The 19,669-nt window shown below is 39.5% G+C and carries 13 protein-coding genes; 3 read left to right on the top strand and 10 right to left on the bottom strand.

Going from position 1 to position 19,669, the window contains the following annotated elements; all coding sequences use genetic code 11:
• Positions 1 to 142 precede the first annotated feature (142 nt).
• The 10 genes from KSMBR1_RS02165 to KSMBR1_RS02105 form a co-directional block, all read right to left on the bottom strand.
• Positions 143 to 4,885: a DUF3320 domain-containing protein gene (locus tag KSMBR1_RS02165; RefSeq protein WP_099323856.1), complete on the bottom strand. Its 4,743-nt coding sequence runs from the start codon at positions 4,883 to 4,885 to the stop codon at positions 143 to 145.
• Positions 4,886 to 5,275: 390 nt separating this feature from the next.
• Positions 5,276 to 6,265 carry a hypothetical protein gene (locus KSMBR1_RS02160; RefSeq protein WP_099323855.1) on the bottom strand — a complete coding sequence of 330 codons (990 nt, stop codon included), beginning with the start codon at positions 6,263 to 6,265 and terminating at the stop codon, positions 5,276 to 5,278.
• A 387-nt stretch (positions 6,266 to 6,652) separates the two neighbouring features.
• Positions 6,653 to 7,057 (bottom strand): hypothetical protein, encoded by a 405-nt coding sequence (locus tag KSMBR1_RS02155; protein ID WP_099323854.1) that lies wholly within the window; start codon positions 7,055 to 7,057, stop codon positions 6,653 to 6,655.
• Between the two features lie 35 nt (positions 7,058 to 7,092).
• Positions 7,093 to 8,634 carry a carboxypeptidase regulatory-like domain-containing protein gene (locus KSMBR1_RS02150; RefSeq protein WP_157820319.1) on the bottom strand — a complete coding sequence of 514 codons (1,542 nt, stop codon included), beginning with the start codon at positions 8,632 to 8,634 and terminating at the stop codon, positions 7,093 to 7,095.
• 36 nt (positions 8,635 to 8,670) lie between these two features.
• Complete coding sequence (locus KSMBR1_RS02145) at positions 8,671 to 10,407, bottom strand: IS1634 family transposase (RefSeq protein WP_099323573.1); 1,737 nt, start codon at positions 10,405 to 10,407, stop codon at positions 8,671 to 8,673.
• 193 nt (positions 10,408 to 10,600) lie between these two features.
• Positions 10,601 to 11,806 carry a hypothetical protein gene (locus KSMBR1_RS02140; protein WP_099323852.1) on the bottom strand — a complete coding sequence of 402 codons (1,206 nt, stop codon included), beginning with the start codon at positions 11,804 to 11,806 and terminating at the stop codon, positions 10,601 to 10,603.
• Between the two features lie 1,106 nt (positions 11,807 to 12,912).
• Complete coding sequence (xerD, locus tag KSMBR1_RS02125) at positions 12,913 to 13,800, bottom strand: site-specific tyrosine recombinase XerD (RefSeq protein ID WP_157820318.1); 888 nt, start codon at positions 13,798 to 13,800, stop codon at positions 12,913 to 12,915.
• 35 nt (positions 13,801 to 13,835) lie between these two features.
• Positions 13,836 to 15,524: an ABC1 kinase family protein gene (locus tag KSMBR1_RS02120; RefSeq protein WP_099323848.1), complete on the bottom strand. Its 1,689-nt coding sequence runs from the start codon at positions 15,522 to 15,524 to the stop codon at positions 13,836 to 13,838.
• A gap of 357 nt (positions 15,525 to 15,881) precedes the next feature.
• Complete coding sequence (locus tag KSMBR1_RS02110; RefSeq protein WP_099323846.1) at positions 15,882 to 16,193, bottom strand: phasin family protein; 312 nt, start codon at positions 16,191 to 16,193, stop codon at positions 15,882 to 15,884.
• A 22-nt stretch (positions 16,194 to 16,215) separates the two neighbouring features.
• Complete coding sequence (locus tag KSMBR1_RS02105) at positions 16,216 to 16,767, bottom strand: DUF2284 domain-containing protein (protein WP_099323845.1); 552 nt, start codon at positions 16,765 to 16,767, stop codon at positions 16,216 to 16,218.
• Between the two features lie 296 nt (positions 16,768 to 17,063).
• Between KSMBR1_RS02105 and radC the strand changes: the two genes are divergently transcribed.
• The 3 genes from radC to pyk all read left to right on the top strand — a co-directional run bounded on the left by radC (position 17,064) and on the right by pyk (position 19,668).
• Complete coding sequence (radC, locus tag KSMBR1_RS02100; protein ID WP_099323844.1) at positions 17,064 to 17,762, top strand: RadC family protein; 699 nt, start codon at positions 17,064 to 17,066, stop codon at positions 17,760 to 17,762.
• A gap of 91 nt (positions 17,763 to 17,853) precedes the next feature.
• The gene (locus KSMBR1_RS02095; RefSeq protein WP_099323843.1) at positions 17,854 to 18,093 is read left to right on the top strand and encodes a hypothetical protein; all 240 of its coding nucleotides are present in this window, start codon (positions 17,854 to 17,856) and stop codon (positions 18,091 to 18,093) included.
• Between the two features lie 156 nt (positions 18,094 to 18,249).
• Positions 18,250 to 19,668 carry a pyruvate kinase gene (gene pyk / locus KSMBR1_RS02090; RefSeq protein ID WP_099323842.1) on the top strand — a complete coding sequence of 473 codons (1,419 nt, stop codon included), beginning with the start codon at positions 18,250 to 18,252 and terminating at the stop codon, positions 19,666 to 19,668.
• Position 19,669: the final 1 nt, after the last annotated feature.

Raw genomic sequence — 19,669 nt, 5'->3', positions numbered from 1 at the left:
GGATTTTGTTTTGTGGCATTTTATAAAAAACATCCTTCATTCGCAGCCTTTTATACGCGTATTGGAACATATAAAAACGGTAAATATCCATAAACACCTTAATATTGCTTATCATTGATGGAGATGGATGTCCCAATAATGTTTATATATTTTTCCCTATCGAAAGAACCCTATTGTTTTCCAGCAACCATCCTTGTTCCAGGAGTAATGATATTTGTTTATTAAAAATCGTTTTTGAATTTTCAGTAACCCTCTGGAATCCTAGCATTTTAGCTGCATTTTGAATTGCCTCATCAGTATGCAGAGAAAAAGAGGTTTCCACAGATGTTAGGATTGCTTGTGAAACTTCTTCAGGAGCGACCCATTCAATTTTTTTCGAAGCATTTTCTAAATATGTACGATTTCTCACTTGAGGAATTTCCATATCTGGCGACCACAAAAAATTTTGCCGTTCTATAATGCATTGTTGTTGTATCCCGAAATGTATAGATTTGTTTACTACCTGTTGTATTCGTTTTCCGGCTTTTCTCAAACCTGCGCCTTCCGTGATCCTGCGTATAACCTCATCTTTATGGACTGGAGATTCTTTCTCCACAACCTCCTTCACATAATCCAAAAGATATTCTGGTGATAATTCATGCAGTTCTTTTTCGGAAAGAATTACATTTAATTTTGTTATAGTATAAGGGATTGATTTTTGATCTATAATTTCTTTTTGTCTGCTGATTTCTCCACGTTCAACATGTATCCTTACATCCCTTGATATTTTATGAGTTTCCAACGTTTTCTGAGATTGTTCCCTTGCCTGTTTGATTGCAATTACTACCCTTTCCAATTCAGATTTCGGATTCCGATACCAGTCGGTACTCCATATTCTGTATAGTTTCCAGCCTAATCCTTCCAAGACTTCCTGTCTCAGCCTGTCTCTATCCCTGGCAGATCGGGAACTGTGATAAGTTGCTCCGTCACATTCTATCCCAAGAATAAACCGTCCTGGATTTCTAGGGTCTTTTACACCAATATCTATAAAAAATCCAGCAGTGCCAACCTGTGGCTCTACTGCTATTCCACGTTGTATAAGCGCTTTAATAACTGTTTCCTCAAAAATAGAATCAGGCTCCTTGTCCGTTAAGTATGGTTGATCAAGATTCCCTGTTTCTGCATAGTTAAGAAACTTTTTTAATGATACAACACCCCGGGCATTAGATCGGTTTAGATCTATATCACTCGCAATAAAATTTGAAAATACGTCCATAGCAAGCCTTGCTCTTGAAATAAGTACATTTAATCGCCTTTCTCCTCCCTCGCGGTTTAATGGGCCAAAACTCATGGTCATATAACCTTCAGCAGTTTTTCCATATCCAATACTGACAAAAATTACATCACGCTCGTCTCCTTGAACATTTTCAAGATTTTTTATAAAAAAAGGTTCTGTTTTGTTTTCATTGAAAAAGGATTCACATTTTGAATTTATTCGCCTTAACCGTTCAAGTTGCAATTCAATGATATCTCGTTGGGCTACGCTAAAGGCAACCACTCCAAGTGAATGATCCGGATACGTTTTTGCATGTTCCAAAACTGCTTGTGCCACAATCTGTGCTTCTTCTTGATTAGTACAAGTCTTTCCTCTGTCATAAGCAGTCTTTGGAAAATGTCTTAATCTGAGTCCTCTTGCATTAGAATTAATGCCTGGACTGGGAAATACAACCAAACGATTGTCGTAAAACTCGTTATTAGACACTGCAATTAGTGACTCATGACGGCTGCGATAATGCCACCTTAGCATACGTTCCGGCGCACCTTTTGCCAAAAATAGACTTAGAATACTTTCCATATCCCCAAGATTGTCAAAGTCTTCTTCATCATCAGAGTTTTGCAAGCTATTAAAAAAACTTGTAGGAGGAAGTTGTTTGTCATCCCCAACAATAACTGCCTGCTTACTCCGTAATATTGCGCCAAAAGCATCCACAGGTTTAACTTGGCTGGCTTCGTCAAATATTACAAGATCAAACTCCAATACTGAAGGAGGAATATACATAGCGATAGACATTGGACTCATCATAAATACTGGTTTAATTGCCTGTATGGCTTGCCCTGCTTGATTAACCAATTCGCGAATTGGCATATGGCGTCTCTTTTTATGAATCTCTCTGCTAATAATTTGCAGTTGCCCGCCTCCACTCAAACTTGGCAGTGTCTCCCAATGAGACAACATTAATCTGGCTTTATTGTATTCAAAAAGTAAATGATCAAGACGTGAAAAATTATTGAGGATGTGTTCATGCTGAACTCTATCAAACAACTTTATCGAAGGATTTTCCGAATAAGCCTTTTCTACAAGCCCATTATACCAACAGTAATCAAATGCCCTGACGAGCGATCCTCTGCCCTTATCCCACTCTTTTGTAACCTCAATGATAAAAGACAAACCATGGTCTTTCATATTATTAGAAATCTGATTGTAGCGAACAATATTATATAAATCATCAAAACGACTCTGCCATTCTTCAAAAAAGCATTTCATGGAATTCATCGAAATATCCCAATAACTCTTATCGGTATCTTCATTTTGCAATTTCAAGTTAACAGAAACAGCAAACAAGGCTTCATTATGTTTTTGTATCAACGGCTCTACATTACTTAATTGTTCCTTAAGTCTAATAGCAAGATTTGGTTCGTAAATAACGTTAATAATTATTGTCGGTATAACATTATTGTCGATGTCTTGATAAAGAGCCACGATCCATTTGAAGAGTTTTTCTAACGTATCCCAATCGGATTCCTTGCCTTTCCATTGAATTCCAAATAATGTTTTGCCTAATGATTCATAGTTGCTGTAGATTTTACAGAACTTCTGACTCTCCAGCACGGCTTCTATTATTTCGATAATTTTGGTTGAATTTTTAGGCAATTGCTTACGACTTAATCTCTGTAAACGAGCTTTAGATCGCCTAAAATTGCCAGAAAGAAAACTCCACCATTTTTTACCTCTTTTAATATAATTTTGAAGGACTTCAGAGAGGTCTTGTTCCCATGCGTCATCGATCAGATATTCATCATACAATTTATGCAATTCTTTGAGGCGGCACCCGGCATCAATCAGTTGAACAATTTCGTCTTTGTGTTCCTTCCATTTTCCGGAATCTATTTTAATACCATCAAGAAACGGTGATTCAATAATTCGTTTAGAGGTACGGATAAGCATATCCAATTCCTGAATATTTTCCGGAATTTTTAATTTCACAGATTCTGCAAGTACAGTAGTTTTACCTATTAACTCTTTTGTTAGTGTATAAGCTTCTTTCAAAATATTTTCTATGTATTGGCGTTGAGAAGGTAGGGATTCATCCAACCGACTATCTTTGAAACAATTTCGTGCCGGTGGACCAGCTTCCTCTAAATATCGGTCCAGTTCTTCAACGAGCATCCGCGCATTTTTATAGTTGGATTCCGGCCACTCAACCATTGGTGCAAAATTAAATAGTGAAGTTGTTTGCATACCTTCAGTAATTTGTAAAGCACCGCCAAGCGCCTTTACAAAACTTATTTTTGTATTTCCTATGGGCTTGTTTACAGCATTGCAATATGTGTTTAATTTGTCACGCAGTTGTGTTAAAGCCTCAATGTCATCTTTTGTATTTTTTACAAGTGGTTGTTTCTGATGCAAGGTGCGGTTTAATTCTTCCAACACCTTCTTTTTGTTGGTCTTGTGACTGTGCAGCTCTAATACAGCGTCTCCCAATCCAACATCGTCTAACCTACGTTTAACAACCTCCAGCGCAGCCATCTTTTCTGATACAAATAAAACTTTCTTTCCGTTTCCAATGCATTCTGCAATTATATTAGTAATGGTTTGAGATTTACCAGTGCCAGGTGGACCCTGAATTACCATATTGCGACCGGCATTTACGTCCAAGATAGCCAGCATCTGAGTACTATCAGCATCCTTAATCAGGTGTACTTCAGAGGGTGAAACAATTTCATCAATATGTGTTCCTTCGTCATATGAACTGTCTGCTTCCCTAAAACCATCATCTAATAATGTAGAAAGTATTTTATGGTCACAAGGGGCTGTTTCTTTGCTCCAGGCGTTAGCATCCAAATCTTTATACATTAGAAATTTTCCAAAAGAGAAAAATCCCAATGTAATCTCATTAGCTTCCACCTTCCAGCGAGAATTTGCATTAATTACCTTGCAAACTTCGGAAAAATAGGAGTTCGGGTTCAAATCATCCGTATCTCCGATTTCTGGCAAGTTAACACTGAATTCTGTTTTGAGTTTTTCTATGAGTGAAAGGTTATCTCCTATTTCTTCTCCTGTATAAAGAAGAAAAAAACGATCCTGTGCGCTTATACGTTTCAATTCAACAGGTACAAGAATTAATGGAGCACGCCTGGGTTCTTTGACGCTATCTGATTCATACCAATAGAGGAAACCTAATGCCAAATAAAGTATATTTACACCCTGTTCCTCTATGTATGTTTTGGCATCGTTATGAATAGATAGTACTCTTGTTTGCAACTTCTCCGATGAAAGAATAGTTTGTAGCTTTCTATCTGTATGGCGAGACGCCAGCATTCCTTCTGCAAGAGACTCTTCAGGTTGTGCAAGTAAATCTGTCGAATTGATATCCTCGTCATGGTTTTTTTGGTTTTCTTCGTTTTCATTTGTCTCCACTATTTGTGCAAGTTTTGATTCTGGCAATGCTTCAAAGCTCATTTCCTTACCTTGCGTTACCAATATACGGTATATCTCATTGGAAAGTTCATCCGAAACCTCCACTTGCTTGGCACGTTTACGTTGATTTAGCAATGGATTGCGCATACTAAGGTCCAGCAACTCTTTTCTGCCGGATTCTAATCGTTGAGATACTTCTTTTGTCATGGTTTTTTATCTCCTCTGCGGGTTTGCTTGTGGGTATCAAGTTTGTAACTTTAATCTAGCATTCTATATTATCGATTCTGCCATCGACTGCACACAGCGTTATTCTCCGAATAAACTCATGGGTTCAGGTGTCTGAAGGGGTCACAAAATAAGAATGAAAATCTGCCAAATTAAGTATGGCGTCCTCTGAATCAACCGATTATCAACAATATAATCACTAATCAAGATGTGACCCCATTCTTGACCCAAAAGTCCCCCCTTAGAAAAGAATGAAATGTGGGAAGTGTCCCTCTATTCCCCTAGGGTTATTTCTTTTCCTTCGAACAATGTGCGAGATAAGCTGCTGCCGTGAGATCGGTGCATCTGATAAGGAAAATTCTAGCTGTCAAGTTACTTTTCAACATGTCCGGATTCCACGCGGTCAGGTTGAATGTCTTGTTCACTTTTTATTTCGGCATGTGTTACATGAAAAATTGGTCGTACACTACCAGGGAAGCCAGAATATTTTTTTGGAATACCTTGGAAAAGATTTAATGGCCATAATGAGAATGCGGGGGCAACAGAAGGGTCGTTTGTTGCAGATCTTTTTAAATTTTCAATATTGCCAACATGATACCAAGAATACTTTGCAGGATTCCGGACCCAAACAGCACTGTTTATTGATTGATCTAATATTGCCCAACCGTTGATAATAAACTCCAGGTTAGTAGCGATATCTATGATTGCATCAGGAAGAAAAAAAATGATTGAATAGTCTTGAAATTGTTTTATTGTCATTTTGTCCTGTTCAAATATTGTTATAGGCACTACAATTTCATTTAAGCTTTTCTGTGAAGGGGCAAACATTTCAGAGTATATTTTGTCTTCCTTTCTTTTTAATGCGCCACTTACGACTCGATAGCTTGAAACAGGAGTGCTTTTACCCTTTGAATTAGCCATCGTACCTGCGTCAGTTATATAAAACCGAGTTGTATTTGAATTATATTTGTCAAATGAAATTTCAATGGCAAAAGCAAGAGGTAACAGCTTGGCATATTCCATTTCTTCTTTAAGCATAATCTTGAGCCACATGCTACTTATGTTCTGACTTAATTCCTCTGTGTAAAATGTAGCAAACAATTGGTTCTGGCCTATTCCTTTTATTATTTCTGCTTTGCTGTCTAAAATTGACACTTGTTTTGACAACTCAACATTTTGTGTAGATAAGACCTCTACTTGTTTTTGAAGAGCCTTATTTTCTTGCATCAATTTTTCTTGATCTTTTTGAGCTTTATGCTCTGAAACAATATTTGATAAATGTTGTAATGCAGGGAGAAGCAAGGCTATGATAAAAGAACCTATCAGTAACCAAGTTTTGTGTTCTACTAAAAATTCTACCATTTTATTTTGGCTCATTTTATTCAAGGATATTTATTTAAGGGAGGTCATGGGGTCAAACCTAATCTATTGACAATTTTATGTGTTTCTTCCTAAAACGATTATACGTTTAACAGTTTTGATCACAAGGATATGTTGGAATTGATTATATTCAGGTAAATCCATTTACCTCTATTATGAATTTCTGTTTAATCTCCTTAACAAGTCCTCTCTATTTTGGCTGCTCTGTTCTGTCTGGCTTGGCATTCTTTAACACTTTTTCATAGTAATCTTGACAGGGTTTAAGAGGCTATAACGCGAAAACGTTAAAAGATAGGAATATTTTTCACTGTTATCCGCTGGTTTTAAGGGTAATAGTCACCCACCACGTTTTTCCATATCAAATCTTTTCTATTTTAATATCATCCACCTTAATTCAAAATACAGTTCTGGAAATTCATAATCCTCCTCTGAATTATTCCAGCATTCCCGGATGCATATAACTGCTTTGTCTGATTCTGAGTATGCCAAAGATACAGTAAAATAATGTGATGCGTTATTATACGTAGATGTAATAGGTAATTGTCTTTCATAACTACCATAACCACCACCAATATCTGCAAATCCCATAACACCTTTAATTTCAGACTCTATGTTACCAATTATAAATATTTGTGAGTCAAAACTACCTGCTCCAATCTCAATCGGTTCAAACTCAACATCTGCAATACCTTTATCATTAATTTTAACCCTATCGGCAAAAAGAGTTGTCGTGCTAACAAAAAGTACTGCTAAACAAATAAATATCTTATACATTTCTCATTCTCCTGTTAAATTGTTCTTAAAAATAATCACTTTTCTTCCAGCACAATCTCAATTTCCTTTTCCTCTCCTTCTTCAAGATTCACGTTATATTTTGATTTATTAAAACCCTTTTTCTTAGCGGTAATTTTGTAAGAATCTGCGCTAAGATTGTTAAATTCAAAATAGCCCTGCTTGGTTGTAGTCGCATTTGCTTTTACTTTTGTGTTTTTCCCCTTACATCTTACTTTTGCTTTTTTGACAGGGTTATCTATTTCATCCATAACATACCCGAATATTTTGCCTGTTAAGGTACTCGGCGTGGGTGTTGTTGATGGTACCGGGCTAAATGAAGGTGAAAGCGAAGGAACAGGCGTTGGAGGTGTTATCGCACGTAATAGTGTAAAATCAGCTTGCGTTGTTTCTCCTGCCTTAACTGTTACTGTCTGCGATACTGACCCGTAGCCTTCCGCCAGTGCGGTCAGTAAATAGCTCCCTTCCGCAACATCGTTCAATTGATAGATGCCATTAGAACCGTTTTTTGCCGAATATCCACCTTTATCAGTAAATACAGTTGCATTTGCAACAGGCTTTCCATCCGTATCAACCACACTTCCAAATATAGTGCCTAATTCGGCGGGGGTTGGTACAGGTGTCGTGCTTGTTGCAGCCGTCCATGTACCAACAAGGACATATACATCTTCCGTATTATATGATCCACTGTAACCTGATACCTGTATATAATACATACCGGCTTCGAGGTCGTTGTGTGAAATCGTTTCCGTGCCTTTAGGATTTGCGGAGTTGCTTATTTCACTTTTCGAGGAATCATACAGGTAAAGGTCATAATCATTATCAGTTGGCACAGTAAGCATCAACTGTACATCTGGATTTTTCAACTCAAACTTAAAATAATCCCTGTCTGAAGAACTGCACAATTTCCCCTCATAACTTTTCCCCGACTCCAAGGGTCCGTATGCCACGTCGAAGTCATCATTAGGTTCGAAATCATCAATGCAGGACGATTCAGTCGTAAAATTCTTTTCATCTCCATAGCTGGTACCTGCGCTGTTTTGTCCTGCAATACGATAATAATACATTGTGCCTTCTGACAGGCCGCTGATGCTAATGCTTATTGACGTATCAGCCGTACCGTTAACGGATTGTGTTGATGACAAAAAGGAATAAACACCATTTGTTGTTCCGTATTCAAACCATACGATAGTAGATGAGTTATTGGCGTTTACCGTACCGTTTAATGTGGCAGAGCCGGTTGAAACATTTGTTGCCGAATCAGTTTCCACTGTTGGAGGATTTATTATAGGTATTGGCGAAGGAGTGGGTTGCGGTTCGGAATAGGTAACAGTAATTGAATCCGTTGCCGTATTTCCCGCATTATCAGTTGCCGTTACCATTATGGAGTTGCTCCCTTCAGAAAGATTTATATTTGAAACAGACCAGCTTGTTGTGCCGCTTGCAGTTCCGCTGCTGCCTGTAGAGCTATTTGACCATACAACGCTGCTTACCCCGCTGGTGCTGTCAGATGCGCTTCCGCCTAGCGTGAGTTTATCACAAAATAAGGCATGAAGCAACGTAACATAAATACAGTCAATGCGTTAAGCACAACATCAATTGTATACACTGAGTCCTTGAAGTTTCAGCCGATGTTTGTGGAAATCCATAATGCCTAACGCATTCATCAACAGAGATTCCTTGTCGGACATTTCTTCCAATTTGTAGGTAGCCTTAACTCTCCCTCTGGCCTTTGTTTCTTCAAGCATAGCAGAAAGCCTTATATTATTAAGGGTGTCTAACAGGGTATCTAACGTTCCACTAAATTGTGCGTGCGCTTTTGCCTGATACCACACAATCGCCGCCATTAGGTATCCGAGGACGCAAATAAAAAAATGCACCCTGATTTTCTGATCCGTCCAGTGAAATTGCGGTTTTAAAGCAAGGTGATAGGGGTTCTTGAGATTTCTAAAGGCATGTTCAATTTTTGATTGCCCATAGTAGGCTTTTATAATGTCCGCGGTATCCCAATCGTGATGGTCTGTCATAAGAATCCTGAACCCCAGTTCCCCTTCTATTTCTTCGAGCTTTTTCTGGTCGATTGAAAAATTCAATTGAAACTTGCCTTCAGATACCTCTTTTAACGACCAATCGATAACATCCTTCGCAAATTGACATTTCACTACACTTCTTATCGTATCCTCCAGACCCTCTTTGTCCCGCATCTTTCCCTTTGGATTACACAGATGCTGCTGTAAGAGCTTTAACTGATGTTCTGCCTTTTCCAGAGACTGAGACATTCCCCTTAATTGCCCAACCTTTAATTTCTCGGAAATAAATACGACAACGGTTCTTTCCTGCCCCCAAATAACCCGTTTGTCATGGTACACCTGTATCTTACTGCCGTCAACGTCATATTCCCTGAAATTACACATGGCATCCCCTACCAACTGCTTGTGATGATACGGTGTAAGCGCTCCAACGTAATGCAATGCCAATCTCTCTACAATAGCCATATTGTCCATGGAATTGTTTCCACGATCAAAAACAATAGTGTGCTTTTTGCTGTCGAAACCTAATCCGGTCATCCTGTCTTTTATCGTCTCAAGAACCGCGCTGAACACCTTTGCATCCGCCATGTTCCCCTGATAGGTATGGTGAAACAACGGTATCATGTCGTTACGTGTAACGACCATCGCCAACCCGACCTGCCTGAGATCGTATCGCTTTTGTTTGTTTTTCCCCCGCCGGGCAATAGTGCATCGCAGATTAGTTGTGTCGATATACGTGAAAAAATTGGTTGTATCAAAAAACAGTGTGTCGCTTTGAAGGTTGTATGTTTTAAATGTCTTTTCAATTAATTCGCGCTCGATTTCTGCAATGGATTCTTCAGGAAGTGCATCCATCAAATCCCAGAAATGCTGACTGTCTATTTTACTCAAGCTGTGTCTGAGTAAGTATTCGGCAGTAGTCGTCTTTGCCCAATCCCACCATCCTCTTTTGCTGGTAGGCACACACACTCTCCCCACGGCACCCAACAAGAGGGTACTTCCGGCGGTCAGATTATTTCGAACAGGTTTTTTAGCACAATACTGCCGTGGCGACTTTATATATTTATTAATCACGGAAGGGACGTCCAGGGCATTGGCCACACTTAGCAATGCGGCTACCGCGCCATGTGAATAAGATTTGAGCCGTAATTTTTCGGTAAGACCTTGCAGTTGTTTTAATAAATCGTCTGCCTTGCCAAGATAGGCCAGGACGATGGGCCTGGGCTTGCCGTTAACGCGCCGCGATTCGACAATATACCAATATTTATAACCTCTGGAGTTTTTAGATTGAATGGTAGCCATGGCTATTAGTTGTTAGTGTATACGTAATAGATTAATACTCCGTGTATAATAGTATATACAGGCATATAATGCAATATAAATATAGTATTATTCAGTGTATACATAATTTTTTAGACAAAAAAAGTCGCAACCCGATACAAATCATTGGATTGCAACTTGATGTCTTTGTCTTACACCTTATTTCGTGATAAACTCACGCTAGGCTTATGGTACTGCTTGTGGTTGAATAGGTAGCATCGGGTGTTGGGCTGGTTATTGATACCGTTGGGGCAGTGGTATCTAAAGTGATGGAATCACTGGCAGTACTTGAAACATTCCCTGCGGCGTCTTTGTACCACACATACAACGTCTTTGAACCATCTCCGTTGCTTAATGTGTACGAGACGTTTGCGCTGTAGCTGGTGGTCGATGATACTGATATCCAACTTGAATCAGAAGATGACGGAGTCGTTGAGCTTGCTGACAAATAATAGCCAGTAACTCCCGTGTTGTCTGTTGCAGAAAGATTCAGGGTTACAGAAGTGGTTTTTGTATATATATCGCCATCGTTTATAGCTATCGAACCAGAGGGTGCGCTAGAATCAATCGTTCCCGCCTCAACAACCTCTGCGGTATCGGAAACTATGCTAATAGCACCATCCGCATCAGGATTGTCGGTAAATGAAACCGTTATAGTATCGCCAACCGCTGATTTAATACGGGTATTTACCAATGTATCGCTGGCACTTACGGCAATCGTTCCAAGGAATGACCCCGTATCGTTACCCGTTTCAGTCAACCTCAATGTAGTGCCCGTTGAATCCGTAGTGGATTTAACGTTTACATTGGCAACATTTGCATAAGATATCGAGGCATTTGTTTCCGGGTCATACAAGGATACAACGGCATTTCCGCCAATCGCTACATGATCTGCCGTAATATCAAGTACAGCACCAAAATTTTTGGTGCTTACATTTGCCGTAACGTCAGCCGCAGGACTTGCATCCTGATACACTACCGCAATAGTCCCGTTGGCAATAGCTTTTACTTGAACAGGAGAAATGTTCTGATTTGTGGAGGAAGCTGTAATAAATGTTCCTAAGAACGTACTTGAATTGGAGTTGTTCTCTGTCATTGTAAGATTTATGCCACTACTCCCTGTATCTGATGATATTAATTTCACAGTACCAGTATCTGCGGAGCTTGATACATTTAGATCGCTATCAATTAAGGTTATTATTATAGTATCACCATTAAGAAAGGCTTCGCTCTTGCTAAGGCTTAGAGCACCAGTTCCTCCGCTTATTATTTCTATCCCCAACGCTATTCTTACCTGCAAAATGTTTACTAAAAACATAAATGAAAGCAAAATTACTGTAATAATGCCCTCTCTTAAATAGCTTTTGTTTTTATCTCTCATGTTTAATGTCTCCTAAATTTATAATTTCCATTTTTTTAATATAGAATTAAAAGGAAAAGCAAAACAAAATAGCAATGAAAGCACTATCGAAAAGGTAAAAATATGGCTCCTTTTTTTCATAAGTATTGCCCTTATTAAATATGTAAAGGTTTATAGGGTAAAATAGTGCGTGCATTATAGACAACGCAATTCCATTGTCAATATTTAAAAAAGGCCAACCACGCACGGGACAAGCAATGTGGGGCCGCCCATAAGAAGGCTTTCCCTGCGGGTTCAGGTTGGCCTGCCAGTACGGTATACGCAGACAGGCAAATTGTCTTTTGTAAATTTTCACACATTGTATCACAAGCAAGATGCTTGTGCTATTTAACACTCAAGCTGCCTGCCTGTGCGTTGCACGCAGATAGGGAAGTTTGGGTTACTATTAGCCCCTACTAATTGTTTTTTTGCAAAAAATGAGGAATGCCCCCATCACGAGGGGCGAGAGACGAGGGAAACAACCTCCGGCCTTCAGTCTGAGGTTGGGATGTAGGGAGTGTCCGATGAACCAACCACAATCTTGGGGCTGTGGACAGAAAGAATCCAATGACCTAACCCCAGCCTTTAGGCTGGGGACAGAAGGAACCCAAAACAAAAGGGCTTTAGCCCTGAATGAATGGAATATGTCATTCGTCAAAATATGGATACATGCAGTTTGGAGAACAAAGAATCGTGAACTAATTCTTTGCAAAAATCATGGCTAAAGCCAATGTTTAACCATGCGAATCTCCGCCATAAATGGCGGAGTTAAAGGGATAATTAGGGGACACTTCCCATATTACTTGCTTGATCTTGTTGGAAAAATAAGGGAAGTGTCCCTATATTTCCCTGATTTTTTGTAACCGTTAATGGGTTCAGGACGAAACAACCCTGTCAGGGTTAACACTATTGTAACGTATCATTAAAATATGGCGGAAGTTATAAAAAATCAGGAATGCACCCCTTCGTAATGGAATACCAACCGTGTTGCTGGTAAAGTCTTTGGTATTTGTTCGTTTTCGCTGCCGTTATTTTGATGGATTCGCTTGTCGCTTAATCCACCCTACGCTTCTTATATACGAATTTGTTTAAGCACGCGGGTGAAATTTTTGGTGGATGGCTTTAAGATGTTGTTTGTTAACATGCGTGTATATTTGCGTAGTAGAGATGCTTACATGGCCTAACATTTCCTGGACAGCCCGTAAGTCTGCCCCGTTTTCCAGCAAATGTGTCGCAAATGAATGCCTTAACTTATGTGGAGAAATAGCTTCGGTAATTCCCGCTTTTAATGCACAATTTTTTACAATAAGCCAGATGTTTTCTCTCCGTAATGGCCGTCCCGTCCTCGATAAGAATAAATAATGACTGTTCTGGCTGTTTTTGATTTGCGGCCTTACGGTCGTCAAATATTCCTGTATGGCGATGGACGCTTTTTTCCCAAGAGGTACGATTCGTTCCTTGGAACCTTTGCCCTTGCATTTTATATATCCATATTCCAGGTTTATTCCGTTCAGCGATATTGTGGCTACTTCGGATACCCTTGCGCCGGTAGCATAGAGTAGTTCGAGAATGGCTTTATTCCGGATGCCTAGTTTTGTTTTGACGTCTGCGGCGGAAAGGAGGTCTTCGATTTTGTGTATCGGCAATACATAAGGTAATTTTTTCCATAGTTTTGGACTGTCGAGGGATACAAGGGGATTTTTTTGCAGTTTTCCTTCAAGGATAAGGAATTTATAAAACATGCGGATGGAAACAATTGCACGGTTAATAGAATTTACCGATTGTCCCCGTTGTTTTTCAGAAATAATGAAGCTTGTTATGATATTCGGACGGATAGTGTTGAAATCATGAATATTTTTGCTTAATAAGAATTTTATAAAAAGCTGCAGGTCGCTTTGGTAGCCATGAATGGTGTTCATGGCTGAACCACATTCAACAAGAAGATAGTTTATAAAGGAATCAATAAGTTCATCCACGGCACTAAAAATCCTTCTGAAAAATACTACAGTATTTACAAACGGCCTGATTTCAGGATGCCTACTGCCAACCCCATTCCCAGGATACCCGCAAATACAAATCCCAATATACCCAGTGCCGGAAAACCATACACCAACGGTCCTTTATTGGCCATGATAATGAGGGAAGAGCCTATAATAAGGGCGGAAATAACGAGACTGAATGAAACCCGGTTGCTTGATTTGTCCATTTCGGAGATAAATTTTGAAAGGCCCTGATGTTCAAATTCTATTTTTAAAGTTCCCTTTTTAATCTTCCTTAAGATTTCAAAGGCGTCTTTTGGAATATACTTTAAAATGTCGAACAATTCATTGGAATACATCTCTATATCTTTGAATATGCGCCTTGGATCATAGCGTTCATGCACAAGTTTTTCTACGAATGGTTTTGTATGAAGTATGGAATTGAATTCAGGGTCTAATTGTCTGGCAACTCCGTCTATGGTGGCAAATGTTTTAAAGAGAAGATGAAATTGGGGGGGGATTTTTAGTTTGTGCCGTGTCATTAAATCGAGGGTCTGGTGTAACATTGCAGGGACTTCTATTTGTTTTAACGGGATATCGTAATATCGTTCTAAAAATTCGCTGATATCATTCTTTAGATCGCGGATAGGATTTTCTTCATCAATTGCCCCTAACAGCTCTAAAGCCTTGATAATGCCGGGTATATTTTTTTTAGATACTGCAATGAGCAGCGTAATGATAGCATCGCGCGTCTCTTCATCAAGCCTGCCCACAATCCCGAAATCGATAAAGGCGGAAACATTATTGGGAAGAACAAAAATATTGCCAGGATGGGGGTCTGCATGAAAGAAACCGTCTATGAATATTTGCTGAAGCACTGCATTTGCCCCGTTTACCGCTACGGTTTTTTTTTCTTCAGTAGTGTGCGGCTGAAGCAGATACTCATTCAGCCGTATCCCATGTATTTCTTCAGTAGTCATCACCATTGGCCTTGTGTAATCCCAATATACTTTCGGGATATGTACGGTTTTGTTGTCCTTAAAATTCTTCCGGAATTTATCCATATTGTGCGCTTCGTAGGTAAAATCTATTTCTTTTGTGATAACCTTCGAAAATTCATCGACAATGGTGATCGGGTTGAGAATCCTTATATCTTGCATATACCGGTCTGCGAGCTGGGCAAACGTGTTAAGGATATCCATATCTGTGGTAATTATTTTGTTGAGGTTTGGCCTTTGTACCTTTATTACCACATTTTCACCGGTGTGAAGCCGCGCTTTATGTGCCTGTCCCAAAGATGCAGCAGCGAACGGCACGGGATCAAATGAAGAAAATAACTCTTCGGGTAATTTCCCAAAAGAGTCCTTTATCTGTTTTTTGACGTCTTCATAAGGAAATGGCGGCACCCGGTCCTGCAATTTGCTCAGTTCTTCGCAAAGATCCAAGGGGATTAAATCAGGTCTGACACTTAAGATTTGTCCAAATTTTATAAAAGTAGGGCCAAGTTCTTCCAGCACCTTTCTAAGACGAACGGAGCGGGGTTCCTGTTTTTCCGCAAAATATCTGAAAAAACGGTTTTTGATAACGCTCTTGCCGAAGGCATAGTTTTCCAGATGGAGTCGTTGAATAACAAAACCGAACCCGTGCTTGCCCAGAATCCTCATGATTTTGTTCAGGCGGTGAATGTCTCTGATTTTTTGGCGGATTTTTCTGATTGGCATGAAGTTATACTCAAAAGGTTTACAGTTTGTGATTTGTCAAATTGATACAAAGCAATTATTCCGTAATGGGTGGCACAGAAAAGCCTTGCTTGTCTGTGGTTTCGTAATATTTGCTCAATGCTTTGTAATTGCAAAAGCAGGGGCGAAGCATTTGCTACAAATTGTCATAGATGCGTTCATAGCCAAACTGGCAAATGCTTCGCCCCTGCCGTCGTTGCATATCCACATTTCAAAATGGATGCTTCATAGACAACGGAGTGAGAGTTCAACACTGAAAAACAGGGTTTGTCCTTGCCACCCTAGTCCACAGTCCTAAATCTGCCGACTGCTACTATAGAATAGAAAATTCCAAGTCCCTTACTTCTTTTCCTTGATGTCTAATTCTTTCAAAATAGCTTCAAGTTTTTTTTGCATTTCCTGGAGTTCGTGCCGTGTCGGTATGTCAAGCTTGTGGAGTATTTTTTCTACTAATTCTTCCGTCCGTGTTTCAATCTCTTCTTTGCTGGGAAGGATTTTCTTCAGTATTTCTTTTACTTGCGCGAGGGTTTCATCCTTTTGGATTTCGCCTTTTCGCACCATTTCTTCAATGAGTTCGTTTGCATTTTCTTTCGTTACAAGCATTGCGCCAAAACCAAGGTTTACTGCTTTTTTCATAATTTCTGACAGCATAGTAATCTCCCTTCCCTATAATTTATTCTAACAAAACCAGGCCATATATATTCACTTCGTCGGTTTTACTCGTGAGTGTTTCTATTTTAAGATTAAGGTTTCTTACAGTCTGATATACATCAATGCCGCATGCTTCCATTGATGGCCTGGCTTCCTCCGTGCGAATGCATGTTGAAGCAGCATCGCATTGTTCGCATAATTGGCATGGGCCTGCTCCTAGTCCAAAAGCTTTGTAAAATCCCAGGGAGAAAGCCTTTTCTTCAATTTTTGTTATCATATATCTCATTTGCCAGCTCAGGTGGCCATGCAAGAGCAATGCATTGCTGTATTCTTTCAGAATTTCTTTCATTTCATCATAAGCAGGGGAATGTGGGGGGCATGTTAGTTTTTTATTGTATTCGCTGCAGCCGTATTTACATTTTAATTGAACCCATCGTGCAATGCTTATCACATCGGGGTGTATAAAAAAGGCTTGTTCGCAGCCGAGGGACAAGGCTTCTTTTATTAAAACATTGTGCCGTTCGTCATTATGTTGCCGGTGGGCAATGGCGGTAAATGTTGTGTTACTATGCATAGGAACTCCTGAAAAATAGTTCTTGCGAAGCGTGATGGTTGTTGTTATATACAAACAACAAGACTGATTTTACTATAAACCGTCATTGTTTTGTAATTAAATATTTTTTCGCTTAGAATTACGTAACACTTTAGTTTTTTTGAAAAAGTAGAGGCGAAGCATTTGCCCATTTGGGTGTGAACGCATTTAAGATAATACGATTGTTGGAGTTTTTCAAAAAACTAAAGTGTTGCTAAAATACATGTCCATTCATTTTTGCCGGCCGGAATAATTGAAAAGTTATCGTCTACAAAAAAATGCAGGAAAAAAGTAAACGCCCTACAATAAAACAATTGCCTCTCAACGAACGCCCACGTGAAAGGCTAATCCAGGGCAGTGAAGAACATTTAACCGATGCGGAGCTTTTAGGCATCATAATCCGCGATGGAACGCAGGAATATAGCGCCATTGATTTAGCGAAGAAACTTCTTTCTGACTATGGTGATTTTCGAGCATTAAGTGCTATTTCAATAGGTGAACTATGCAAGGTGAAAGGCATAGGCCCTGCCCGTGCAGCGCAAATCAAGGCCTCGCTTGCCATTGCGAGACGATTTTCTACCATTCCGGTAAAAACGGCGCAACAATTTAAAAAGAGCAGCGATATTTTCCATCATTTTCACGAAAGGTTGAGGGAAAAGAAGCAGGAATATTTTCTTATTACATTACTAGACAATAAAAACCGGATCATAAAAGAATTGACTATTTCCATAGGGAGTTTAACACTCAGCATTGTGCATCCGCGGGAGGTATTTAGCCCTGCTATTAAAGAATCTGCCGCATCGGTAGTTTTTGTGCATAACCACCCTTCCGGTGACCCTGAACCAAGCAAGGAAGATATACAAATAACACAGAGGCTTCAGGAAGTGGGCAATATTGTAGGTATAAAAGTCCTGGATCATATTATTGTAGGGAATGGATGTTATGTAAGTTTGAGGGATAAAGGGGTTGTGTCATAAGACTTCTTTTGTCGGCAATCTATAATCGGCGGTTAACGAGAGACGAGAGACTAATGACAAATGACTAATTATAGATGAGAAAGAAGAGGGAATGATAGATATTGTTTTTTATATAAGCTTATTTATAAATTTTTGTCTGATCTGCGAATACATGCGATCGTCCTTAATTATCCAGGAATTGCAAAAAGAGCTAGAAAAAGAAAAGGAACTTGGAAAAATGCTTGAAAGAGAACTTGAAAAGGCGAGAGCAAGAAAAAGCGAGCGGGAAAAAGAAAAAAAGGATGAAGATAGCATATTGAAAATAAATATGAGGCCTGTATTTAGAGATTAAGTAACAATTTTCGTTTGCCCGAAATACATGTAGAATTACAACCCACTTAAAAGTTATTTCCTTGCACTTTTTGTCAAAATATTTAATTGTAAAATATGATAATTGGGTAACATTTTAGTTTTTTGAAAAACTAAACTAATTCGACAATTGTGAAAAATGAATAATTACAGAAAAACAAAAATAGTATGTACCATTGGGCCGGCGAGTAATTCTCCGGCTATGATTGAACAGTTAATATGTGCCGGGATGAATGTGGCACGTCTTAATTTTTCGCATGGCGAACTATCCCAACACAAAGAGTGTATTTCCCATATTCGCGCCATTTCGGAAAAATTAATGCAACCCGTTGCCGTGCTCCAGGATTTGTCAGGGCCAAAGATAAGAATCGGGATGCTTTCCGGCGATGCGGTTACCTTGAAGACAAACGATACATTTACCCTTACCACCAGGAATATAGTGGGGAATGAGCGTGTTATATCAATCAATTATTCAGATTTACCCATGAATGTATCTATAGGCGATACCCTTCTGTTAAGTGACGGAGAAATAGAAGTAGAAGTCATACAAAAGGATGATAGAAATATTCATTGCAAGGTAATTGTGGGAGGGGTACTGACCTCTCGAAAGGGAATTAATATTCCTGCACGAAGTTTGCCGGTATCCTCATTAACGGAAAAGGATAAAAAGGATCTGGAATTTGGAATAGAGCAAGGGGTTGATTACGTAGCGATGTCTTTTGTAAAAACCGCTGAGGATATAACGGAATTGCGGGACCTTATACAGAAGAAAGGCAAAACTATCCCAATTATCGCGAAAATTGAAAAGCACGAGGCAGTAGATAATATAGAAAAAATTGTGAATACTGCGGATGCAATTATGGTTGCACGGGGAGATCTTGGGGTTGAAATACCACTGGAGAGAGTTCCTTCCGTTCAGAAAATGATTATCCGGCTTGCAAACAGATACGGCAAACCAGTGATTACCGCAACGCAAATGCTGGCTTCAATGGTAAATAACTATCGCCCCACACGGGCAGAGGTGACCGATGTCGCAAATGCGATTCTTGACGGAAGCGATGCGGTAATGCTCTCAGAAGAGTCGGCAATAGGGCGCTATCCTGCCGATGCGGTGCTAATGCTAACGAAGATTGCGAAACAAATTGAGCCTGATTTAACGCAAAGCAATACATTCGAAAAATTTCGCATACCGGAAAACCGTACCACTATTCCTGACGCCATAAGCATAGCAACGTGTCAGGTCGCAAATGAATTAAACATGAATACGATTATCACCTGTACCCAATCGGGAAGTACGGCTCGTTTTATTTCAAAGTATCGCCCGCGGCAGAAGATCCTTGCTGTAACTCCTTCGGTATGCACCTACAGAAGGCTTGCATTGGTGTGGGGTGTTATACCGATTCTTACCGAATCAATGGAAAATACCGATGATATGATGAAAAAAGGCATAGAGGCGGCAAAACAAGCAGGATACATTGGCGAAAATGAAACCATTGCGATTACCGGAGGTGTACCGGTAGGGATACCTGGTTCAACGAATTTGTTGAGGGTGTATTAAG

Origin of the sequence: Candidatus Kuenenia stuttgartiensis (assembly GCF_900232105.1) — a bacterium.
Classification (GTDB): Bacteria; Planctomycetota; Brocadiia; order Brocadiales; family Brocadiaceae; genus Kuenenia; species Kuenenia stuttgartiensis_A.
Note: the sequence above shows the minus strand (reverse complement) of the source record. Positions and strands in the feature narration are given on the sequence as shown.